This is a genomic window from Zhihengliuella flava, from assembly GCF_015751895.1.
In the GTDB taxonomy this organism is placed as follows: Bacteria; Actinomycetota; Actinomycetes; order Actinomycetales; family Micrococcaceae; genus Zhihengliuella; species Zhihengliuella flava.
Genome location: NZ_JADOTZ010000001.1, coordinates 309,405 through 332,388 on the forward strand (window position 1 = coordinate 309,405; position 22,984 = coordinate 332,388).

Annotated in this window: 17 protein-coding genes; 2 read left to right on the forward strand and 15 right to left on the reverse strand. The window is 58.2% G+C overall.

Annotated elements, in window-relative coordinates:
- Positions 1–29 precede the first annotated feature (29 nt).
- The 5 genes from IW252_RS01525 to rfbA form a co-directional block, all read right to left on the reverse strand.
- Positions 30–602 (reverse strand): hypothetical protein, encoded by a 573-nt coding sequence (locus tag IW252_RS01525; RefSeq protein WP_196834957.1) that lies wholly within the window; start codon positions 600–602, stop codon positions 30–32.
- On the reverse strand, positions 599–1,861 hold the full coding sequence (locus IW252_RS01530) for a glycosyltransferase family 2 protein (RefSeq protein WP_196834958.1): 1,263 nt from the start codon (positions 1,859–1,861) through the stop codon (positions 599–601). Before IW252_RS01530 ends, IW252_RS01525 begins: the two co-directional genes overlap by 4 nt.
- A 56-nt stretch (positions 1,862–1,917) precedes the next feature.
- Positions 1,918–3,219 (reverse strand): glycosyltransferase family 2 protein, encoded by a 1,302-nt coding sequence (locus tag IW252_RS01535; protein WP_196834959.1) that lies wholly within the window; start codon positions 3,217–3,219, stop codon positions 1,918–1,920.
- Positions 3,206–3,595, reverse strand: coding sequence for a hypothetical protein (locus IW252_RS01540; protein WP_196834960.1), 390 nt, complete (start codon positions 3,593–3,595; stop codon positions 3,206–3,208). The genes IW252_RS01535 and IW252_RS01540 overlap by 14 nt, the downstream gene beginning before the upstream one ends.
- A 105-nt stretch (positions 3,596–3,700) precedes the next feature.
- A complete protein-coding gene (gene rfbA / locus IW252_RS01545; protein WP_196834961.1) occupies positions 3,701–4,579 on the reverse strand; it encodes a glucose-1-phosphate thymidylyltransferase RfbA in 879 nt (292 codons plus the stop codon).
- A 136-nt stretch (positions 4,580–4,715) separates the two neighbouring features.
- On the opposite strand from rfbA, the gene IW252_RS01550 reads away from it, so the two are divergent.
- The gene (locus tag IW252_RS01550) at positions 4,716–6,563 is read left to right on the forward strand and encodes a BNR repeat-containing protein (protein ID WP_196834962.1); all 1,848 of its coding nucleotides are present in this window, start codon (positions 4,716–4,718) and stop codon (positions 6,561–6,563) included.
- 767 nt (positions 6,564–7,330) lie between these two features.
- Here the strand turns inward: IW252_RS01550 and IW252_RS01555 are convergent.
- From IW252_RS01555 to cysD, 7 genes are all read right to left on the reverse strand, one after another.
- Positions 7,331–8,383, reverse strand: coding sequence for a sulfotransferase family 2 domain-containing protein (locus IW252_RS01555; RefSeq protein WP_196834963.1), 1,053 nt, complete (start codon positions 8,381–8,383; stop codon positions 7,331–7,333).
- A 78-nt stretch (positions 8,384–8,461) separates the two neighbouring features.
- The gene (locus IW252_RS01560) at positions 8,462–9,292 is read right to left on the reverse strand and encodes a sulfotransferase (RefSeq protein ID WP_196834964.1); all 831 of its coding nucleotides are present in this window, start codon (positions 9,290–9,292) and stop codon (positions 8,462–8,464) included.
- Positions 9,285–10,634: a glycosyltransferase family 4 protein gene (locus IW252_RS01565; protein ID WP_196834965.1), complete on the reverse strand. Its 1,350-nt coding sequence runs from the start codon at positions 10,632–10,634 to the stop codon at positions 9,285–9,287. The genes IW252_RS01560 and IW252_RS01565 overlap by 8 nt, the downstream gene beginning before the upstream one ends.
- Positions 10,631–13,015: a glycosyltransferase family protein gene (locus IW252_RS01570; RefSeq protein WP_196834966.1), complete on the reverse strand. Its 2,385-nt coding sequence runs from the start codon at positions 13,013–13,015 to the stop codon at positions 10,631–10,633. Before IW252_RS01570 ends, IW252_RS01565 begins: the two co-directional genes overlap by 4 nt.
- Positions 13,016–13,095: 80 nt before the next feature.
- Positions 13,096–13,866, reverse strand: a complete 771-nt coding sequence (locus tag IW252_RS01575) for a 3'(2'),5'-bisphosphate nucleotidase CysQ (protein ID WP_196834967.1) — start codon at positions 13,864–13,866, stop codon at positions 13,096–13,098.
- A gap of 2 nt (positions 13,867–13,868) precedes the next feature.
- Positions 13,869–15,110 (reverse strand): sulfate adenylyltransferase subunit 1, encoded by a 1,242-nt coding sequence (locus IW252_RS01580; protein WP_196834968.1) that lies wholly within the window; start codon positions 15,108–15,110, stop codon positions 13,869–13,871.
- A gap of 2 nt (positions 15,111–15,112) precedes the next feature.
- Positions 15,113–16,024, reverse strand: coding sequence for a sulfate adenylyltransferase subunit CysD (gene cysD, locus IW252_RS01585; protein ID WP_196834969.1), 912 nt, complete (start codon positions 16,022–16,024; stop codon positions 15,113–15,115).
- Positions 16,025–16,181: 157 nt separating this feature from the next.
- On the opposite strand from cysD, the gene cysC reads away from it, so the two are divergent.
- The gene (gene cysC / locus IW252_RS01590; RefSeq protein ID WP_331271396.1) at positions 16,182–17,336 is read left to right on the forward strand and encodes an adenylyl-sulfate kinase; all 1,155 of its coding nucleotides are present in this window, start codon (positions 16,182–16,184) and stop codon (positions 17,334–17,336) included.
- Positions 17,337–17,396: 60 nt separating this feature from the next.
- Here the strand turns inward: cysC and IW252_RS01595 are convergent, their stop codons facing one another.
- From IW252_RS01595 to IW252_RS01605, 3 genes are read right to left on the reverse strand one after another with little or no spacing between them, the layout of a single operon-like run.
- Entirely contained in the window at positions 17,397–18,683 is a 1,287-nt protein-coding gene (locus IW252_RS01595) for an alginate O-acetyltransferase AlgX-related protein (protein WP_196834971.1), read from the reverse strand.
- A gap of 41 nt (positions 18,684–18,724) precedes the next feature.
- Positions 18,725–22,006, reverse strand: a complete 3,282-nt coding sequence (locus tag IW252_RS01600) for a glycosyltransferase (RefSeq protein ID WP_196834972.1) — start codon at positions 22,004–22,006, stop codon at positions 18,725–18,727.
- On the reverse strand, positions 22,006–22,977 hold the full coding sequence (locus IW252_RS01605; protein WP_196834973.1) for a rhamnan synthesis F family protein: 972 nt from the start codon (positions 22,975–22,977) through the stop codon (positions 22,006–22,008). The genes IW252_RS01600 and IW252_RS01605 overlap by 1 nt, the downstream gene beginning before the upstream one ends.
- Between the last annotated feature and the right edge of the window lie 7 nt (positions 22,978–22,984).

Below are 22,984 nucleotides of genomic sequence, written 5' to 3' on the forward strand. Positions count from 1 at the left end.
CCGCCGGCTGGCTCGAGGCCGGCGGCGCTCTAGTACGTCAGCTCAATGCCGAGGCGCGCCGGCTCGGCGAGCCGGCGCAAGCGCTGCTCGGCCGCGGCCCGCTCCTCCAGCCTCAGCGATGACGCGTCGAGGACGAACTCGTCCGCAGCGGCACCTCGAACGCCCAACAGCGCGGCGGCCAGCATCAGCTCCATCCGGCGCGGGCCGTCACCACCCATCAGGTGAGCATTGGAGGCTCCCGCGCCGAAACCACCGGCGGGGCCGGCCGGCGCATCGCGCAACACGCTCACACTGGGACCGCCGAGCGGTAGCTTGGCCGCCTCGTAGCTCACGGGTGCCGGGCGGACGGGCACGGGAGCGGCATCGGTTTCGATGGCGCGAGCCAGGGCCGGGCTGATCCCCTCCGGCAGCTCCAGCGCACCCGAGGTGTAGGGCCCAAAGACCAAGTAGGCGCACAGTCCGAGCCGGTCGGGGTGAAGGTCGTCGCTGTCCTCACGCGCGCGCGGAACGCTGAACCGCAGGATGGGCGGATAGGCGTCATATTCTTGCGGCACGGCACGCAGTGCCCAGTCGGCCGCCGTGTCGTCTTGCTGGATCTTCATCGTTTTCCCCTGCGCAGTCCGCGCCGCAGCGCCCGTCTCATGATTCTCTGCAGCCGGCGGTGCCCGAGTGCTTTCCGGGGGCGGCGCGCCGCCGGCGCGGGACGAGTCGTCTCTGCTGGCGGTGCAGCCGTCGACTTCTCGGCGTCCCCACTGATCCAGCGGAGCCCGGCCTCGCCGGCCGCCCGCCGCACCTCATCGGCGAGATCAGCCGCCGTCCTACCTTTCCCGTAGGGGAAGGCGCCGGATCCCGCGCGGTGGCTCCAGCGATCTACCACGCGGCGGCACAGATCGGCGCGCAGGAGGACGCCGTCGCGAAACTGAGCGCCCGCGACAGCGACCTCCATGGCGGCAAGCGCCCCCACGGGCGCCGCAGCATTACCAATCCACAGAAAGCTTGGACCTTCCTCGAGCCATTCGGCGAGGTCCACCAGCGAGGCCGACGGGACGGTCTCGATGAGCAGTTCGGGCGCGTCAGTGAGGCGGTACCGCCACGCGTCGGTGTTACGCGCCCACGTGCGTTCGTGGTCCACAATGGCCCGGTTTTCCCTCACGGCCTGCTTGACGGCGTCGGAGATCTCCGGATTCTGCAGGGCGGGCTGGTGCCACAGGTGATACATGGCCACGCGCTCGTCTTCGACCCAGACCGTGCGGTATCCGGCGCGGGCCGCGCGCCACCCCAGGTCCATGTCCTCGCGCCCGTAGGTGTGGAGGCGCTCGTCAAACCCACGGATCCGGCCGAGCCCCTCACGGCTGATCGCCATCATGCCGCCCATGCCCCAGCGCGGGCGGAGTCGGGCGGACCGACGGATCAGGCCCCAGTCGATGGACTCCCAGTCCGCGGGCGTTGCAGCGGAGGGCAGGTCCCGGCACTGCAGGAACAGGGCGGATTGCGGGCTCGCCAGCCACCACGAATGGATGCCTTCCATGGCGTGCGGGCTAAAGATGATATCCGCGTCGGTAGAAATAAGGAGGCGACCGCGCGCGGCGGCAAAACCGGCGTTGAGGGCACGCGAGCGGGACCACCGGGGCGCGTCCTCGATCCGCACCAGGCGCGCGCCGGTGCTGGAGCAGACGCGTGCGGCGGGATCCGGGTCATCGGATCCGTAGTCCACCACGATCACTTCGCCCTGGCGCTCCCCGAAGCTGGCCTGCACGGAGCGGATGGAGAGTTCGAGCCGCTGCGTGTCCCAGTTGCGGAATCCGTACACCACGGAGAGCTCAATCCCCTCCGTGGCCTCGTGATCCAGTTCGATCGTCATGGACTCCTCGTTCGTGATCTCTCGGCGGTGGCGTCGTCGGGCTGCCACGGGGCAGTTTACGCGGGCGTCAGCACGACGACGTCGCACACGCCGGGATGGTGTGCGATGTGGCGCTCCAGCCGCGCGGCGGATATCAGGCTGTCCCCGCCCGGGGCATAACTGATGATCGTGACGCTGCGGCCGCTGGGGCTGTGCGCGCTGAGCGCGGGGGTGGCCGGCTCTGACGCGCGGATGGCGTCGGCAACGGCGGTATGGGCGCGCGGTTGGCTGCGCACGACGACGCACGGGCCGGCCGCGACGCGGCGGTCCCGCCGGTCCATGAGTGCGCCAGCGACGGCCCAGTCGGGGGCGTCGTCTCCTGGCGTTGCAGGCCCCCACTCCCCTATGTTCACCACGCGGACCGTGGAGACGCTGTAACCCTGGCCCGCCACTTCGTAAAACTCACGCCAGCTCAACCCGCTCACGGAGAGCAAGACGGCCTCATAGTGAACAAGGTCGGCCGCGCCGTCGGGCCCCTGGGCGGCGGGGCCTGGCCTCAACGAGCAGGCATAGCCGGAACGGTGCTGACCGCCGGCGCCCAACAGGGCGTCTGGTAGGAAGGGCGCCACGAGCTCGCGAAAGTCGGGATACTTCCGCCGGGAGCCATGGCGCGGCTCCATCTGGCTGGAGAAGCGCTCCCTCAGCGCGGACAGACCGGCTTCGGCAGCGCGTTTTTGGGCGGCGCCCCGCTCCCCAGTGATGCTGCCAGCGTGAACCCGCCGCAGCTGACAAATGACACCTGCATCCACAAACCGCACCCCGTTCGCCAGCCACCGCAGGGCCACATCGTTGTCAATCGCGGCGGTCAAGGACTCGTTGTAGGGCATCCGGCGCATCAGCTCTGCACGCACCAGCCACGTGCCGTGTCCTGGCGCATATCCGGACATGAGGCTGTCCGCAATGGAGACCTCTCGGCTGGGATGCAGCGTGAGCTCTCCGGTGACCGCATCAAAATTGACGAAGGCCCCGTGAATAATGTCCGCGGAGGCGTCGATCGCTTCCACCTGCTCGGCGATGCGGCGAGGGAGCATGAGGTCATCGTCGTCGTGGACAGCGATCCACTCACCCGCCGCGGCGCGGGCGCCCTGATTTCGCGCGGCGGCCGCGCCGGAACCGGTGGCTGGTAGGTATCTCAGGCGGGGATCGGCGAAGGACTCGACCAGCCGCTCGGTGGTGCCGCTGACGCCGTCGTCCACTACCACCACATCGAGGGCGCGGTGCGTTTGATTCAATACCGTCGTCAGTGACTCCGCGAGCAGTGCGTCGCGATTCCTGGTCGCGATCACCACCGAGATGAGTTCGTTCTCACGCGCGCCCACGCGCATCCTCCTGCTCTGGCCAACAGGTGATGGCTTCCCGAAACCCCGGCAGCACAGGGTGGTCGCGTTGTGCGATCAGCGTGAGCGCTGGCGGGAACTCAGCGTCGTTCGCCAGAGCTACGAGGCGGATCCTCAGCTCAGCCACTCCCGCCGCGGCGCGGTTCCCATGGGATTCGCCGAGCAGAACCTGTCCGCCATGACCCACGTAGACATAACGAGCACCAATCTTCGGCGAATATAACAGCCGCTCAAGTGCCGGAAAGTGCCGAATCAGTTCGTTCGTGGCCACCAAGGCTAGGTCCCGCCGAGCTCCCATGGCAGGAATCCGGAGCTCCTCAAGACGCACCTCACTGTTCCGCACATCGCAGGCGTCCATGAGGTAGTCGCGACAGGATAACTTGGGCTCCGAGTGTCCAGGCGGCCCCAACCGTGTCAGGCGACCAAGAAAGCGAGAGATTCGAGGCATGGCTCAATGCGCCAATTAGACGTGTTCGCGACCACGCTCAATGAGTTCAAGAAGGTAGTTGCCATAACCACTCTTAACCAACGGCTGAGCCCGTTCGGCGAGCTCCGCGTCTGACAGGTAGCCCTTGCGCCAGCCAATTTCCTCGGGGCAAGCCACCTTGAGGCCCTGGCGGAGCTCGACGGTTCGGATGAAGCTTCCTGCCTCAAAAAGGGTCTCGAAAGTTCCGGTGTCCAGCCACGCTGTCCCTCGAGGCAGGACCTGCACCTGGAGCTTGCCGTCATCAAGGTAGGACTGATTCAGATCAGTAATCTCGAGTTCACCGCGCGCAGACGGTTTCAGCGCTTTAGAACGTTCGGAAACCGTCTCGTCGTAGAAGTAAAGTCCCGGTACGGCATAGTTACTCTTCGGCTTGGCTGGCTTCTCCTCGAGGGAGATGGCTTTCCAGTCCTCGTCAAATTCGACGACGCCGTAGGCCGTGGGGTCCGCCACCCAGTAGCCGAAGACGGCTGCTCCATCGATGTTGGAGAAACGGCCGAGGGTGGAACCCATCCCTGAACCGTGGAAGATATTGTCGCCGAGGACCAAGGCGCCGGGACCGCCCTGAAGATGCTCTTCACCCAGGATGAACGCCTGGGCCAAGCCGTCGGGCGAGGGCTGGGCGACGTAACTCAGGTTCACACCGAATTGGGAACCGTCACCCAACAACTTCCTGAACGCTTCCTGATCTCCCGGCGTCGTGATGATGAGGATGTCCTGGATTCCTGCCAACATGAGAGTGGACAACGGATAATAGATCATCGGCTTGTCCCAGACGGGAGTCAGCTGCTTGCTGATCCCTTTCGTGATTGGATGAAGTCGTGATCCTGTGCCACCGGCAAGAATGATTCCGCGCATGCTGTTTTTGTATCACGGTGGCACGGTCGGGTGAAAAAATGAACACGGCAAACTCACAGATTCGTGTACATAGAATGTGGCCATATCTGCTCCCATACGCTCCGCCCGGACATGTTTAACACCTGAAGGGGAACTCTTGCGCCGTACTGTCGCGTCCGCCGCCATCGTGGCCGCCATCGTGCAAACGTCGCTAGCTGTCGTATCAGCTGCCAAACCTCCGTCACCATCGGATCAGACGAACTTGGTCTGCTCTGCGTCGTCCGCGAACGCCAACTATCCACAAGAATCAACCGCTCAATGGCGCATCACCAGTCGGTCGATTCCGGATGCTCAGACGTGGTCCGGCCATCATGTGCCCCAGGACATCCTTGTCGCGGGCGAAGCGACGTTTATTGGCTACTACGACGCCGATCAGCGATTGGCTCTTGCGTACCGCCCCAACCCTGGCGCGCAGTGGGCGACGTACCGCGTCCCCGGTTCAGCAGCCAAAGTTGGCTGGGACAGCCACAATGGGATTGAACTCGGGCTCGATTCCAAGGGTCGGCTCCACGTAGCCGCTAATATGCACCTGGATGAGCTGCGCTACTGGCGCATGACACGGTCAGGAGACCTCTCGTCACTCAGGCGCGTAGAAACGATGGTCTCTTCTGCTCGTGAGCAGCAGGTGACCTATCCTCAATTTTTGAATACCGCTTCCGGTGAGCTCATCTTCCGTTACCGAAATGGAGGATCAGGCGACGGGCAGGATTATCTCAATGTTTATCGTCCAGAATCCGGTACTTGGGAATCTCTCCTCAGCACCCCGTTATTCGACGGTTCTGGCGAAGACGAAAACTACAACGCCTACTACAACCTCTCCGAAGAGCCGAACGCCGACGGCTACTATGAGGTGACGTGGATGTGGCGGAGGACGCCAGACGCGTCGACTAACTCTCGTTTGTCCTACATGCGGAGCAAGGACCTCAGGAACTGGGAGACAGCGTCCGGCAAACCTATCTCATTGCCTGTGACCTACGGGACCGATGGTGTTGTGGTCGACGACGTCGCAGAACAGGGCGGTCTATTAAACGGCACCGAACGATTGACCACTGACGAATCGGGGCGGCCCCTTGTCGTCTACTACAAGTATGCTGCCGATGGCTCGCACCAGCTATTTGCTAGTCGATTCCGTGCCGGCGAATGGAAGCAGAAGCGACTGACGAACTGGCGTGGGGCCGCAGATTTCTCGGGTATTGGCACCATCCAGGTGCCCATTTCTCTGGGCACAATCGATCGCCTCGAGTCCGGCGATCTTCGGGTGGATTTCCGGTGCTCGGGGGCAGAACCGAGGGCTCGATCGCTTGTACTTGATGGTCGAACGCTTCGAACTATGGCTGAGACGGCAATCCCTTCAAATGGCTTGCCAGCCGAGGTCACACGCATCCTAGAGACCAAGCCTAAAACTGCGTACGGCGTCCTGAACACGGAAGAACGGAACGACCGGGCGATGACCGCCTTTTTCTGGCAGTCCCAAGGCGTCAATGGTGACCAGCCATTCCGAACGACACCTCGCCCGCTCCCGATCCGTGTGTATGACCTCGAACCGGTCTCGGCATCCGCACCAGTCCGCCACTTGAGGACACATCTAGAGCAGGAAGGATACCGACTGACTTGGAGCAAACCAGCCGATAGCGGCGGACGCCCAGTACAGCACTACCTGATCGAGGTATCCAACGATGGAGGCCTTACATGGCAGGAAACTGCACGACCAGCCAAACCGGGAGCGCTCATCCCCTACGAGTCCGGAACTGATGTTCAGGAACTAACCTTCCGAGTCACCCCTGTTACCCAGTACTCCCCTGGTGCAAGCCTCACGACGATCGCACCACCCATCGGTGAGGCTGTTCAGTCAACCCCCTGGCGGACCATCGTGTTCCTTTGCATTATCACTTTACCACTAATAGCGACCCGCCTTCTCTTGCGAAAAAGACGTCGGACCGAATAACAATTGAAAAATCCAGCTAGGTGCTCGTCGTCTATCTTTGCGCAACAGCTGTATAGGCCAGGAGTTAATCGAGGAGGAATTGGGAGATTGACCATAAATTGCGGTTAACTCACTGACATGGCCGAATCGATCTCGGCCAGCTACGTGCCAAATACTATTACGACCTCAAGACTCAATACAAATAACAATGTCAAACACTTCTTGATTGAACATCAAATGCAAGCCGTTTCATCGTCGTTCCAAAATGATGGGGCGAGAGACCATTGGTTCAACGGTTGAGAGCGACATCTATTTACCTTGGTGGGGCAGTTCTTGAAACGAAGGAATTTGAAAAGCTCGCCGCTCGAGTTCCTTCAGCGAGACGACCTTGAAAACCATATTACAGCCATTCGGGAGAAAGTCGTCTAGGAACTCTTGATCGACAGTAAAAATCAGCAATTGTTTCTTTTCGAGTTCAGCTGAGAAACTCAGGCCTAAACGCCCAGCAGTAGCAATGAACGATCTCAAAATCCACGTCGCCAATAGGCTGAAATATCACTCGAGCTGCAGGCACCGCCCCAGAGGGTGATCTATTGAACTATTCTGGTATAGGCATTCTCACTGACCTAAGTCAGCGACCCAGCCACGATCCATTCCTCCAATGTACAAAGACGAACGATTGCAAATAACCGCCCCGTCTAACTGGAACACCATGGGAAACAAGCCCTGGGAGTGCCAACTGCCGAAGACGGGTACGTTATTGCTTGAATGGCTTAACGACCCGCATATTACTTCAAAAATCTAACGGTGCATGACTCGCCAGCGTAGGCTCGAACACCATTCGATAACTTCGGATTAGCGCTAGCAAACGATAGAGCTGCGTAGTCATCAGAATATAAATCCTTCAAGCGCCTCGTGATGTCCGGATCCAGTTCCTTCTTCTTGCGGGTTCCGACCATCTCACGGGGCGCTTCTGCAGCGACCTGACCAGCCATACCCAACGACAGTCCAACCTGAACAACAAGTTCATTTACCTCGGAAACATCGTAAATATAGTCGTACGTACTCAGGTCCCCAATGTATGCTGCCTGCGGCAATGAATGGTGGAACACATCGTTGAAGACCAGACAGTAACGCGCAAAATTATCTAAGAATTCCTCCAAAGTCGGCTGAAGTTTCAAGCCGAATAGATCAGGAACTTCGCTGGAATCGAGACCATACTCGTACGCAAGACTATCCTCGCCAATAATGTTTTTTCCATGGTAAGAAACTAGGCGATCTTCTGGACGACGTAGGATCAAGACCTTGAGAGATGACTCCAGCTCTTCTGCTGAATAGGACTGGAATGAAAAGAAGGGATTCCCAAAGCCTTCATGAGGTCGAGAATCATCGACCTTTTGGACGCTCCTAAGAATGAATGTCTTTAGGGAAGTAGACGCATTCTTTGGTATTGCCGTGTACAATAAACCATCATGGAGTCGCGTATAGTAGGGTTTACGCACCCCACCGAAGTAATGTACCCACGCTGGCTGCATAGGATCGCGCTGAGACAGGCCTGCCAAGATTCCGCGCGCTTGCTCATAGTCGCCTTCAACAAACATTAAGTATTTGGCCATTAGGCGCGCAACGCGCGGACGCCTCGAAAGCTTACCCAGCGTTTCAAAATAGTTCCTGAAGGACGCATACTCCTCATTTTTGAGAAGAAAAGCCAGGTAATCTACTTGACCCGAGAAATCATCCTTTACCCGACTTAGGTACGACTCAAGCTCGAATTTGTATCCATCAATACCTCTCGCGCGGAGAACTTCACGGATCTTTGGCTTTAAATTCAAATTGTCCACGGGTATCACTTTCAATGAATCAAATGCTTGTATCTAGTAGTTTCAGTGCCCTCTAACTCGAGGCAGCGTCAACACGATTCAGGATTTGCTGCTTAGACCAAGTCGAGCTCTGACTTTTTCTAGAACGTCAGGCGCAACCGATCCCGTCTCACCAATTGAGTTCACTCGCTGACTGGAGAATGATTCGGCCTTATCGAGGTCAACTTCGACACCAATGAATTCAGCAACGCCCGCCACGACGTGGCGAAGATTCGACGTCATTTCTTCATAGGAAAGAACGAGAACATTATCGAAATGCTTGCGGAAACGCTTCTCGGCGCCAACATAATCGTTGAGCGCGATCTGTTGCTCTATCCACGATGGCATCGTTTCTAAAGTCTCTGCTAGGTCGTCTGAGAATCGCTCTTTATCAACTTCCCCACCACCATAAACCTTGAGAAGCTTGTATGCTGAGAGGAAGCGTTCCAATGGATGACGAGTTACGAGAATAATCCTCGCTTCCGCGCCAACCACCGACCTCATTTCTGCGATTTGCTCATCAGAAAGGAGCATATATTCCGGAGTTGTCTCACCGACAAATTCTCTGCCCAGAAACGGCTTAAATAAAGAGTGGTAATTAATCTCATGGACCGGCCTAGAGTACAGCATCCAGTTGGTGTTCAAATAGCATCCAACCCGTCGGCCAATCTTCTCGGGACCCTCGGCGCTGGCCAGTCTCGCGAATTCGCGATCGAGCTGCCGCTGAGAGAAATCAGTCAATACCTTGGGTGCTCTGATCCCGTGCAGGGTATCAAAGTAATGCAGTTCTTTGACAGGATGCATCATGACAGGAGTACACTCATCGAGGATTCGATGCAGCAAAGTGGATCCCGCTCTTTGAGATCCGATGCCAATGACGAACTTAGGCATTCGTTTCCTTTACACGCTTTTTATTCACGACAGAGAATTTTCTTTTGACCGATGCCGGCTTTGAAGTCTCATCGGACTCGCCTCGCAATTGCTGAGGCACTTCTGCATTCATTCCGCGCACATCAGCGTCTATTCGGGCTTTCGAGAGACTGTTTCGGTACAGTAGCACGAGCTCATCGACTTGCTCTTCGACGCTACGGATCAGGGTCGGCTCTGGTCGCGAACAGAAGCGTTCCGGATCTGCATCGATTTTTCGAAGGGCTGAGACCAAACTGGTCCGGTCGTTTGGGTGGACCAGGTAGCCGGTGCGGTCCTCAACGACCTGCTCGCCGATTCCACCGATGTCAGAGGCCACGACCCAGCATCCAGCGGCGGCTGCCTCTCGAGTAACGAGGCCAAAACTCTCCGGCCATGTGGACGGTGCTAGGAGCACATCAAGCCGTGCATAGAGGTCTGGCACGAACTGCTGAGGATACTTTCCCACCACGGTCACGGGCGTATTTCCCCACGTCGTGTGCTGTTCGTAGCCGTGTGGCTTTGAGAGGTCAGTCACCGTCAGTGACAGATTGTCGAACCGCTCCTGCTGCAGGATTGCCTTCAGCAAGGTGAATCCCTTGTGCGGAGCCATCCCGCCGATATGGCCGAGACGTACCCGGCCATCGAAAGACTCCGTCCGTTCTCGCCACCCTTCAGTCTGGATGCCGTTCATAGCAACTTTGATGTCTGGAAATCCATTAATCCGATACAACTCAGCAAATGACTCAGAAACCGTCAACAGCTCATCTGCACCGAGCATGAGTTCAGCCAACGCTTGACGGCGAGTCTCAGACTCCTCGGCTGTCACGCCGTTGGGAAGTGGCAGCGGCGAATAAGGGTCAGCGTGCCCGTATGGATGAACCGTCCCGTATTGGTCCACGAGGAACTGATGATCCGAGATCCACCAGGCATCGTGGACCGTGATGAAGTATGGAATCCCGTAGGCTGCAGTGACCTCCACGATGGAAGAGGTCAAGCGCTGGATGCAATGGAAATGAATGAGATCGGGCTGCTCGTGCTCGAGAAACTTCTCAAACAGACGTCCCGATTCTGGATCAAACGGATGCCAGTCCATGTTGATACGCCGGACGATGCCCGCCCGGTACACCCGACGTCCATTGTAAGTATAAATTTCGAGTTCGTGGGCGGGGGTATCCCCCTCGTCCGAGGTGTAAAACACCAAGTCAAACTCATGACCGTATCTATCTTCCAAGACCCGCACATTGTCAGCAACGACGCGTGTCGCGCCGCCAATAGATTGCGGCGGAAAGAAAACATTAACGATGGCGAGCTTGGGCTTGCTCATTCCTCGTCACCTACTCCTGTACTAAGGACTTCGGGTTCAGCGGGTGCTCGTCGCTGTTCAAAATCGTCACATGCGGCGTCGATGATCTGAGCAATATTCTCACCGAGCGATTCGATGCTGTAATCCCTCAGGACCCGCTGGCGAGCGTTTTCTCCCATCTGATGACGGCGTTCAGGGTCCTCAACAAGGGAGCGCAATGCCTCGTACCACTCATCTGGTGTACGTGCGATCAATCCGTCATTCCCGTCGTTGATTACGTCAAGGTAGTTGGCTGTGTTACTGACAACGGACGGAATGCCGAAGTTGGCGGCTTCGAACCACTTCAGTTCGCTCTTGCCATCAGTGAGAGCATCAGACTTCAAGACGGCGACATTAATGTCTGCGGCTTTCAAGAGCTCCATGTAGTCACTGATCGACTTCGTCAAAGGCAATCGCCGGACTTGGTTGGCATGCTGCGTTAGAAATTGCTCGGGCAACTGTAAGTGACCCACCGCAACGAAATTGACTTTGGGATTCTCGCTCAAGAGCCGGCTTAATGCAGGAACAACGAGATCGATGAAGTCGGAATTATGGGCCTTCGTCCCGGATCCATAGAAAATGTTCACCGGCGCTGCCGCGTTCTTGACCGGCTGGCTGACTGATTCGGGATTGTGCGAGTCCAGCCCATTTCGATGCAAGTACGTCTGGCCAGTAGCCACCAGCTCGCTGAGTCTGTCTACCAACGGTTGGGTCGAAGAAATGGCGTAGTCACAGAGCTGAGCTGCGGCACGGTAGGCAGCCATACCTGTTACTAGTGAACTATATTCGCGTAGATCCACGAGGCCGGCGTACTCAGCCAGGGGCGGAGGAAACTCGACGTCGAAGATCATGTCATCGATCTCGTAGAACGTGACCTTGCCGGCAGCCCGCGCATCTGTGATGAGCTTCACCACGTCGGGCCACGCCGGTGCACGGTAGACGATCACGACGTCGTACCAAGGCAGATGCTTGTGTGCTTCAGTGGCTTCGCGCCAATCTACACAGCGAACGGAATAGCCCTGGCTTTCAAGCTGCTCTCGCTTTTGGTGAACCCGGTAACGAAGCGTCTGTGGAAGGCCCATGTCGGCGACAATGAGAACCTTGTCGCGGCGAATCTTCACCGGCGGCAACGCCCAGACACCCTGACTCACCCACTGCGTCCGCAGAAACGCCTGTTGCTCGACAACTCCTTCAATCGCTGCAATGACATCGCGTCGTCGCCCACGAACAACGAGCTGTTCCAGACCACGCTCACACTCAGCCCACAGTTCATAGCCCAGCCGAGACACTGTGTTCGCGGCAACCGGCGAGCCCGGATGCTCCTCCATGAGGCGAAGCGCGTCATCGAAGGCGCCCTCAAGATCTTTCAGCTCAGTCTTCAGCCGCACATTGTGAGCCAGCGGCCACACTGACAAGCTGCCAGCGCTTATGGCGCGGTCATAGTTCTGAATGGCAGCACGTGATCTGTTCTGCCTCACCGCAGCGTCGCCCAATTGCTGGTGGGCTACCGGAGAATCCTCAAACTCCAGTGACCGACTTGCGTACTGCTCCGATAACTCCTCATCGCCCTGCAGTGCTGCCCAGTCCGCGAGTGCGCGCCAGAACTGAGCATTTGCTGCAACCTCACGATAAAGCTGAGTGACTGAAGAATCGAAACCCCGAATCAGGGCTTCAAACTCGTGATAACCAAATTCTGGAAGGGAGTTAAACTCCCGTACGAGATCAAAGTTGGGTAGCGGCTGTAAGGCGCGTGCATCGAGATTGAAGGACGCCAGCCAGTCCGCCACCGTGGGAAACCAGCCGAGTTCTTGGCCGTTCTTCCTCCAGTGACTCGCCTCAAATCTGCCATCGTCAGATGGGACTTTGCGGAGATAGTAGTTGGCATAAAAGTCAGCATCGATGCGATACATACGGTGACTGCGGCCGACTCCGTATTCCAGATAATGTGCAATCGCTAGCTCGCGCGTCCGGAATCCCGCATCGCGTACGTCGGGATTGAGCTGAAGGTAGCCCTCCCAAGAGAAATCTTCAGGAAGATTCCCCCACTCAAGTCCCTTGGATTTTAGGAGTTGTGTCAGCAGATAATGCCTGCCTTCATGGCGCCCCTTAGTCACAAAGTGTTCTGCAGCGCTGACTCCGGTCCACGTATGTCCTGCGAGGCCGGGATTAATCGCAATGTACTCGTGCCAGTCGAAGTCGTCGGGAAGGCTGCTCCCTAACACTCCCAGTGATCGGAGGAGTTCATTCCTATTTGATGCACGTCCTTCAGCCTGGCCGTGTTCCTGCCAGTGCTGCTCAAGCTGAGAATCCCTTAGTTCCGAAACATCGGGATAGGTATTCCGATAAAAGGCGTGATCCAGCACGCAGTCGTCCTCTCTTCGAACCAGGCTCGTTCCACACGGCATGGGGTGAGCCCGTTCGGGCCCACCCCACACCAACGCCACTAACCGTTCAGGGCGAGTGCCTTCACTACCGAGTCGGTGATCGCTTGCCGGTCCTGATGATGGCAAACAATCAGGTCTGGAAGATAAACATCGTCTTGGTTGTAGACCATCGCCGACCCATCCAGACGGCTGGTAAACAGACCAGCCGCCCTGGCGATCGCAATCGGCGCAGCCGAATCCCATTCAAACTGGCCGCCCGCATGGACATAGGCATCGGTCTCGCCGCGCAAAACCGAACAAACCTTGTATCCTGCCGAACCCATCGGTACATCCTGGCCCTGAGCTCCATCAATCACGGAGCGAATCAGAGGCGACGGGTGCGAACGTGAAACTGCGAAGCGAAGTGCCTCATCAGCAGCTCGGGCTGGCAATGCTAGTGGCTTCGCGGAGCTGAGCACTTGCCCCAATCCCGGGAGAGCCACGACGCCCAATGCCAAATCTCCGTCTGCCCACAAGGCGATGTGGACTGCCCAGTCATGACGACCCTGCGAGAACTCCTTAGTACCGTCGAGCGGATCAACAATCCAAACCCGCGCAGCAGTCAGCCGCGCCTTGTCATCCCTGGCTTCCTCAGAAAGAACTGCATCTTCCGGGCGCTCTTCCCGAAGTTTGGCCGCGATAAACTCCTGCGCCTTGGCATCTCCGGCCTTCGCGATGGCTCGCTGGTCCTCCTCGCCATTCGCGATGAGCTCATCACGGACAGCGAGGAGGACCTGGCCGGCGCCCTCGGCAATTTCTACTGCAAGGTCAGCGTCCGACTTAACTGCCATGATCAGACAATCGTGCCGGCGCCGACAGTGTTTCCGGTCGCTTCATCAATGATGACGAAACTGCCCGTCACGCGGTTGCGCTCGTAGGCGTCTAGCATCAGCGGCTGAGTCGTACGGAACTTCACACGGCCGATCTCATTGAGCTTCAGCTCTTCGGCTTCCTGATTTCGGTGCAGCGAATTAACGTCCAGCTGGTACTGGATCTCTTTCGTCACCGCACGGACGACGTTCGTCGTGTGCTTGATCTTCAGCTTCTGTTTCGGCTTAAGCGGGGTTGTGGTCATCCACGTCACCAGTGCGTCAAGATCCTGAGTGGCCTCCGCCTGGTTGTTGACGCGCGTGATCATGTCACCTCGCGAGACGTCGACGTCGTCTTCCAGACGCACAGTGACTGACATCGGTGGGAAGGCTTCGTCGATCTCCTGATCGAAGCGATCAATGCCCGCAATCCGTGTGGTCATGCCGCTCGGCTGAACAATCACCTCGTCGCCCTTCTTCAGGATGCCGCCCGCGACCTGACCCGCGTAGCCGCGGTAGTCGTGGAACTCATCCGAATGTGGGCGAATCACGTACTGCACGGGGAAGCGCACATCGCGAAGATCGCGATCAGCGGCGATCTGAACGTTCTCCAGGTGATACATGAGCGACGGGCCCTCGTACCACGGCATGTTCTCGGAACGGGTCACCACGTTGTCGCCCTGCAGCGCCGAGATCGGAATGATCTCTAGGTCATTGATTTCCAGCTTGGACGAGAAGGCGACAAACTCTTCCTGAATCTTGCGGAAGACGTCCTCGGAGAAGTCGACCAAGTCCATCTTGTTGACCGCAAGCGTGATGTGTGGAACGCGCAAGAGCGAGAGCAGGACGGCGTGACGGCGTGACTGCTCGGTGAGGCCGTTGCGGGCATCAACGAGCACCAAGCCCATATCCGACGTCGAAGCACCGGTGACCATGTTGCGGGTGTACTGAACGTGGCCAGGGGTATCCGCGATAATGAACTTGCGGCGCGGGGTGGCGAAGTAGCGGTAGGCAACATCAATCGTGATGCCCTGCTCGCGCTCAGACCTAAGTCCGTCAGTAAAGAGAGACAGGTCGGTGTAGTCAAAGCCCTTGCTCTTCGACGTGGACTCGACCTGCTCCAGCTGGTCCTCGAAAATCGCCTTCGAATCCATCAGCAAGCGACCAATCAGGGTCGACTTACCATCGTCCACCGAACCAGCGGTGGCAAAACGTAGCATATCCATTGTTAGAAGTACCCCAGCTTCTTCCGGTCCTCCATGGCGGCCTCGGAGAACTTGTCGTCACCGCGAGTAGCGCCGCGTTCGGTCAGCTTAGCGATCGAGATTTCATCAATGATGGCGTCCAGTGTGTCTGCCTCGGACTCGACACAGCCCGTGAGCGTCAGATCCCCTGCGGTACGGAAGCGAACCGTGCGCTCGTCAACGACTTCGCCCTCACGGAGCGGGTTATACTCACTCTCTGACAGCAACATTCCGTCGCGCTCAAAAACGCGCCGGCGGTGGCTAAAGTAGATCGACGGAATTTCGATCTGCTCACTGCGGATATAGTGCCAGATGTCCAGCTCGGTCCAGTTCGAGAGCGGGAAGACACGCATGTGCTCGCCCTCGTGCAGTTGTCCGTTGTACAAGCTCCACAGTTCGGGACGCTGGTTCTTCGGATCCCACTGTCCGAACTCATCGCGGTGCGAGTAGACACGTTCCTTCGCGCGCGCCTTTTCCTCGTCACGGCGGCCGCCACCGAAGGCTGCGGTAAAGCCGTTCTCATCAATGGCGTTGAGCAGGGTACCAATCTGCAGGCGGTTACGGCTAGTCTTTCCGTCGTCCGTCACCACACCGTCCCGGATGGCGTCTTCAACGGATGCAACAATCAGCTGTGAGCCGAGCGCTTCCACCCATCGATCCCGCGTGGCCAATACTTCAGGAAAGTCATAGCCGGTATCGACCTGCAATACCGGGAAGGGCACCTTGGCTGGGTAAAAGGCCTTCTGCGCCAAGCGCAGCATCACGATCGAGTCTTTACCTCCCGAGAACATGATGACGGGTTTCTCGAATTCAGCCGCCACCTCCCGGAAGATATGAATTGACTCCGCCTCCAACTCGTCGAGATGGCTGAGACGGTAATCCTGGTGCGTGGTCAAGACCAGGTCTCCTGTCGTCCGTTCGATTTACACGTGCAGTTGTATCGCAGCATGGCGACATCCCTTTCACCCTACCCGACCCCCCTGCAGCACCTAGGCAATACACCGCGCACTTCACTTTTTGCGTAGTAACAGAGTCATCATGGATACTCGGGCCGTGACTGTTGACACCATCAATCCCTCACCCCGCACAATGGGCTACATCGAGGCGCTCGCCTCCGGGTGGCTAAACCAGAACTGCTTCGAAGATGCCCTGACCCGCGTCAGCGAGGCACTCGAGATCAGTATTTCCGATGTCACGGTGGTTGATGCTGAGGGCGTCCCTGTGGCTCGCCTATCCCCAGATTTGCCGCGCTTTCGGGCCCTAAGCCAGCACAGCTCGCGGCCCTTCGAGCGCCTCTTGGCGTACCGTTCACCACGTGAGTCATTCACCGGGACCCGAACCGCGTTCGTGACCGGTCTTCTCAGTGAAGCAACGATCGATTACCTGCGTACGGCATCGTCCCAAGCCCCACTCAATCTTTTCGTTGTTGCCGGCGGCTCAAACACGGATGGTCTTGTTCGAGCGGCTCTAGAAGCAACCCGAGGCCTGACGAATGTCGGTGTATATTGGCTTCCCTTGGTCTGGGACGACTCAGAATTTACCCAGACTTTGCTCAATGATCACTTACGTGAATGTGAAGTCGTTTCTTTGCCTGAGACTGATGCGACTATCCCGGACCGTGTTGCTGCGGCCTATCACCTGCCCACTGATTCGGGGCTCCCCGGAACTGTTGCCCTCTTCACGGGCCTTTCGGGAAGCGGAAAGTCCACTATCGCACGTGCTCTCGTCGAGAGGATCGTTGAGAACGGGACACGCTCCGTGACGACCTTGGACGGTGACATCGTTCGTCGGAATCTCTCAGCAGGCCTGACCTTCAGCAAGGAGGATCGTGAACGCAACATTCGTCGCATCGGGTGGGTCGGAGCCGAAATCACCCGTCACGGCGGCCTTGCCGTCTGCTCCCCCATCGCTCCGTTCGCAGGCACGCGCCAGGACGTACGCGAGATGGTCAGTGACGCTGGCGGTACATTCGTGCTCATCCACGTCGCGACGCCTCTTGAGGAGTGTGAGCGCCGTGACCGCAAGGGTCTCTACGCAAAGGCTCGAGAGGGTCTAATCCCGAGCTTCACGGGCATCAGCAGCCCCTACGAGGAACCACTGGACGCTGATCTGCGCATAGACACGACCGGGCGCCCGTTGGCTGAGTGCGTCGATGAGGTTGAAAACCTTCTGATTGAGCGCGGAATCTTGCCAACAGATTTCCAATAGGCTCGAGATTGTTCTGGCTGGGCCATCAGGTCCAGCCAGAACATATTGAATGGTTGTTTGCTAGCTGGTGGGGACCTCAGGCATGAAGCGTTCAATGGTCTGTCCGATCACGACATCGGGGCGTTCGCGCTCAATCAGCTCCCAGTCGAACTCAGACTGCCATCTCATCTTGTAACGGGAAAAGAGATGCTTGGCCCACCAGCCCAAATGTTCGGAATAATCGCCTGGGCCAAACGACGAGCTACCAAAAACCAACACACTTCGTGAGCTCGGTGCTGCGGAATTCTCAAAGTCGAACCACAAGCCTCGATGTCGTCCGTTCTCAGCGGCACCGTACCCTGTTCTGTCAACGCCCCGCGCGGCGTCGCCAAAGTCTGCATCGACAGCTATTGGAAAACGCTCGTAGAACGGTTGAGTACCAAAGTACTTTCCCAAGTCACCCCGGCGCGCGAGAGTCGAACTCAGCTTGACACGGTTAACATGCCCGCGCAGTCCGTTGTCAATGGGCGCAAAAAGATTAGCGGCTACGCGACGTGTACCGATCGGTGACAAGTGAGTGTCGGTCTTAAAGAACGCGCGCTGCTTAGCCTTCATATTGTCCAACAGCGGATAACTATTCACCCACCACGGCTCACGGGCGACGCGGCGATTAACCCGACGGTACAGAGGTGTTGGACCGTCGATCTGCATAGGTGCCCAAGCCCGAAGTACAGACAGCTTCTCAGGCAAGATCGTCTGAATGTACTGAACTCCAAGCTCTTCACACCGCTCAGCTCGCGAGCGAATCAGCTCTTCCCATTGTACGGCTAGTCGTGCTGCCTTCGGCCCGGGCATCGCATATTGGTCCAGCAGGCTGTTGGATCCCCCGGCCAGGAACATCATGCCGTCGTAGCCCAGAATCGCTGGGTCTGCGGAGAATCCAACCGGCAGATAGATCGGAGAGAATTCCGTGGGATCTGGATTTGGAACCCGCAAGGGGTACGAACCGCCACCCGGCTTTCCGGTTGTTGGGGCTTTCGAATCCAATTCTTGACGTGCGCGGTCCGTCATAACGGCACGGAAGCCATCCGTAGGCGTCAAGTTCCTACGAATCCGCTCCCTGACGGCGACAAACCGCAGCTTTTCAGCGACGACGTCCAAGGCTGGGAATCGACGAGGCAGGACAAGCTCGAAAGCTCTTGCAGCGGGCACTTGTGCCACGAGCTTCTCATCACGACCTTTGGGCACGACGCGCGCAATTTTCCGACCTTCATACATGACCTCCACGGCCTCTGCGTGCGCCGCCCATCCAGAAGCCACGGAACGCACGAAGTCAATCCGATAATAGCCGTGAGGGTTCTTGCTCATTTATCACCATTCATTCTCTGTGGCCGATCAAATACGGCACGTCAGGAGTCCGGCTGACGTGCCCGATGCGTCAACACGTCCTCCACCAAGCGCCGGGCGCGGACATCAAAAGTGTGCTCACGCAGGACCAGTTCAGCAAGTTCTTGCCGAACGTTTTCGGGATACAAACTCTCCGCGTCCTGATGCAGGGTCGACAGTAGCTCAGCTGGCGACTGGAAAGTCGCCAGACGGTGCCCGAAGGTCTTTTCCAATCCGTGAACATGATCCGTGATCAGCCGACCACCTGAGGCAAGAACGTCAAAGATCCTGTTCGAGATAAACCCCTCGTCGCGCATGTCCGGCCAGTGATCATTCAAGACCCACGCGGCTCCAGCGTAATATCTCCTCAGTTCATGGTTCGGTAGGCCTTGGCCCGCGATGTACTCCGGTGCTACGCGGTCCTCCCAGTCAGCACCCCAAATCTTGACCGGCAGACCGGCATTGGCCGCGTGCCATGCTGCAGGCCGGTATTGCTTGCGCGAATTGCCGACCATGAGGATTTTGCTCTCTACCTCAGGCGCCCTGTCCCCTTTCGGGTAGAAACGATGTTGATCCGTGCACTGCAACAACGGGAACACCTGACGGCCCCATTGCTCCCGAACACGACCGGACCACTCGTGGCTGGCCGCATAGACCAAATCATAGAGACCCAATTCCTTCGGCGAAACGAGTTCGGGGTGGCTAATAACCCACATCAGACTCGTTGCATCGGCCGGTATTGGCACTTCTCTCAAGCCACGAAGATTGAGGACAACATCCTCAAACCCCGTGGTGGAACGCCACATATTGTCCTGGTAGTCAACGTTGACTAGCTGGTCTTGGCGCCGCAACGCTTCAGCGAGAGACTGCGCGTAATGGTAGTCGCCCCAGCTTCGAGCCATATCGCTCGCTGGAGCGGCCGTCCTGATCGCCCACCGGAGACGCCGTGACCGGTCGCGGGCGACGACACCAGGTAGCCACGAGGCACCCGTCCGCCGATCTGGGTCCCCATCCACTGATGCTGCCTTGAAGCCGGTAAAAGACGCGTGAACCCGCGCTTCAGACATCGCTTCTAGTGTTCCGTCCGGGGACACAGGCCAGAGTTCCCCAAAGACGCGCGCGTCCTCCGGGTAGGCACGACCGTTGACGAACCTCGATTCGCCGACCGCCTGAACCTGCGCAGCTGGTACTGTGCGCACCGGACGCCCGAGGGCCTTGGCAAGCTTTTGCGCTAAATCAACGTCAACCCAGAGCGCGCCGAGCATCGTGGTCATACCATGGACTCGGCACAGGTCTTCTGTGCGAGCCAGAAGTGGCAGTGGCGCCGATGGAACCGTCAGGGTGCCCAGATGCGTCACGGCGTCACTCGGGAGGCGGGCCAGGAACCGGACCGGGTCGATGCCGTGCCCGGGGTAGACGATGCCCGCATCACGAATCAAGCGTGTCGCACTTAAGACGACGGGATGCACCACAGAGGAGGACGCGAGCTCACAGATCAGTGTGGAGAGTTTGCCGCCATACCACCGGAGGTTAGCTTCCCACAGCAATGTCCATTGGCCCCGGGCCAGACGCACAGCCGAATTAATGTAGCTCGGTCGATCTCCGCGGAGGCCCACGGGAACAACGCGCACTGAAAAACTGCTCTGACGCAAAAGGTTCAGGCGGGCCAGCAGGAGTGGGTCAGAAGACCGAGGAATGAGTAGAAACTCGAGACGCGTCTCCGCCGCGGCCTCGCTCAAACCTTTAATGATGCTCACGGCGTCTTCAGCGCGAACGACGTCATCGATAATGACCGAGGTCAGGTCACGCGTCAGGCCAGGCTGTTCTTCACCTTCATAGACACGCCACGCGTGCTGGTCCCCGACGTGGAAATTCCATGTCTTGGATTCAAATTCGCTAATCCGATTCGGATCCGCATCGTCCTCGCTGTAACGGACGCCAATCATAGGTACGTGCCACAACCGTGTGCGATCTGCAATCCGGTAAATGAGGTCATAGTCCACGGCACGCTTGAGGGACTCGTCGAAGCCGCCGATCTCCTTGAGTAGTGCGCGTTCGACGACGAGTGCCGTCTGGTCCACCGAGTTGCCGATTCGCAGCGACTTCTCGGTTGGCTCGACTGACATCAGCCGTCGATCACGGCCCATCGTGACCTCGCACGTGGCAAATACGGCTCGGCGCCGCTCTGTGACGAGCACCGCCGTCGTGCTCCTCAAAAACTCCGGGTCCCACTCCTTATCTGAATCTAAGAAGGCAACATAGGCACCCCGAGCAGCAGCGAGTGCCGCGTTCCGGGCTGAACTGACGCCACGATGGTCCAGTTTGAGATGCCGAATTCGGCGATCGCGTTCCGCTTGTGCAGCCACGACATGTTCGGTGTCATCGATGGAACCGTCATCAGCGACCAGCAATTCCCACTGCGTGTACGACTGGTTCAGGACCGAGCGAATCGAGGACCTCAGGGTTCGCGCGCGATTCCACGTAGGCAGCACGATGGATATCAGCGGACCCTGCCCCAAAGCGACGCGCTCGTCGAAATGAGCGAGCGAGCGATTCAACGCCTCTTGACGGTGCGCGGCAATTTGCTCGGTTTCATGTCCTTGAAGGGGCTCGTGAGCCGCAAGCATACCCTGGTGGTGATCCCGGACCTGACTGATCAGGTCATCGACCACTTCGACGCTCACGTGGTGGGTAAACAGCTCCGGATCTAGCTCGGGATCCGACCTGTCTCCGCTAACTAGGTAAGGTGCGAGGACGCTTTCCGGGCGCAGGTCCGCAACGTTCCCCGTACCACCGGTGTCAGGTTCGGCATCAACGGCGGATGCTACGGCACGCGAGCCCGAACCACTGGCACCTGCATCAAGTTGTTTGTCTAGCCTGCGAGCCATGCGCACGAGATCCTGCCGCGTTACCGACCATCCGACTTTCTGCAGAAGGATGCACTCGAACACCACGAGGAATACGCAGAGTGTTGCCCAGATCAACCATCCCAAAATCACGAAAACAATGGTGCCGGCAACGATTCCCAGCGCAACAAATAGAGGCAGGCGCACCCAACGGCGATGACTCTGGCTCGGTCCTTGCTTGCGCTTGCGGCCAGCCAACGTGGCGATACGGCGCTCCAATTTGCGGCTGAGGTCCGATATATACCGCCGAGTTCCCTGACTGCCGCTGATGCTGTTCGCGACGCCCGCGGCAGCAACAGCTGAGATGGCGATCAGGCCCACGCCCAGACCAAATAACCACGTCAAAACCACGACGCAGGCGGCAGCCAGCCCGAGGCCAGTCATCATTTTTCGGCTCATCAGCATCCCTCGTTCCGTGTCGTGGCACGATCAAGGAGATAGCCCACCGCCTGGCTCTGCTGTTTTTCTTCCGATGCAGGCCGATTAACTTCGCCGCGACGAAACGGATATCGACTTTTCGTCGCTTCCAAGAAGCTTGATACCCCACGAAAGGCCTCAGGCTTCCGCTCCTCGCACGCAGTCAACAGACGCCGAGACCCCAATTCATAGGGGTCGAAACGCAATGTGTCGAATTTGAGCAGGGGCAAGCGATTGTTGTCAAGCACGCGATCGGCATAGGCCACCGCCGGATTCCACGGTTTGGACCCCGGAACGAAGGGGTGTAGTTCAGCTAGGACCTTGTCAGGGTAGGTTGCATCGATGCGGTGTTCGCGGAACCAGAGATAGCGATCTTGAGCTAGAACTTCCTCCTCTTCGCTTGGTTGGAAGTACGAGCCAAGGGTGAATCCCGCATTTTCTATGGCTCGCGAAAAGCCGATCTCATACTTGTGAATTACGTCCATTCGGTTGGTCACCGGCTCCATGTCCTGCCAAAAACGCCGAAACGCCCGTGAACGGGCAACGTGCGAATTGACTGACATGAAGAAGCTCTGGACGTGTCCGCCGTGATGGTGCGAATAGGTCATGCCCATCAGGTCACACGAGCGCGCCTGAGTACTGTCTACAACATCCCGCAACGGCACCAGTGGACCCACGAAGCTATCGTTACAAATCACCAGACGATCGAAATCGCCGAAATTGCCGACGGCATCAAGAGCCCACTTGTAGCTATAAAAGTCGTATCCATAATTTGCTCGAGCAATAAACTCCACCCGCGGGGGAAGTCGAGCAAGGTCCTGCTCCCGAAGCCCGGACGTCGACACAACGACGACGCGATCGGAATCCGCCGAAAGTGCCTCCAACGTGCGGAGCGTGTGTTCCCGGAGGCGGCGTTCGAAATCGAAATGCGCCATCACCACCAGCAGAGACATGTTCCCC

Bases quoted from the DNA above. Each gene is read 5' to 3' on its own strand.
- IW252_RS01525 (WP_196834957.1), bottom strand. From the start codon at position 602: ATGAAGATCCAGCAAGACGACACGGCGGCCGACTGGGCACTGCGTGCC.
- IW252_RS01530 (WP_196834958.1), bottom strand. From the start codon at position 1,861: ATGACGATCGAACTGGATCACGAGGCCACGGAGGGGATTGAGCTCTCC.
- IW252_RS01540 (WP_196834960.1), bottom strand. From the start codon at position 3,595: ATGGACGCCTGCGATGTGCGGAACAGTGAGGTGCGTCTTGAGGAGCTC.
- rfbA (WP_196834961.1), bottom strand. From the start codon at position 4,579: ATGCGCGGAATCATTCTTGCCGGTGGCACAGGATCACGACTTCATCCA.
- IW252_RS01560 (WP_196834964.1), bottom strand. From the start codon at position 9,292: ATGCCTAAGTTCGTCATTGGCATCGGATCTCAAAGAGCGGGATCCACT.
- IW252_RS01565 (WP_196834965.1), bottom strand. From the start codon at position 10,634: ATGAGCAAGCCCAAGCTCGCCATCGTTAATGTTTTCTTTCCGCCGCAA.
- IW252_RS01575 (WP_196834967.1), bottom strand. From the start codon at position 13,866: ATGGCAGTTAAGTCGGACGCTGACCTTGCAGTAGAAATTGCCGAGGGC.
- IW252_RS01580 (WP_196834968.1), bottom strand. From the start codon at position 15,110: ATGGATATGCTACGTTTTGCCACCGCTGGTTCGGTGGACGATGGTAAG.
- IW252_RS01595 (WP_196834971.1), bottom strand. From the start codon at position 18,683: ATGAGCAAGAACCCTCACGGCTATTATCGGATTGACTTCGTGCGTTCC.
- IW252_RS01600 (WP_196834972.1), bottom strand. From the start codon at position 22,006: ATGAGCCGAAAAATGATGACTGGCCTCGGGCTGGCTGCCGCCTGCGTC.
- IW252_RS01605 (WP_196834973.1), bottom strand. From the start codon at position 22,977: ATGTCTCTGCTGGTGGTGATGGCGCATTTCGATTTCGAACGCCGCCTC.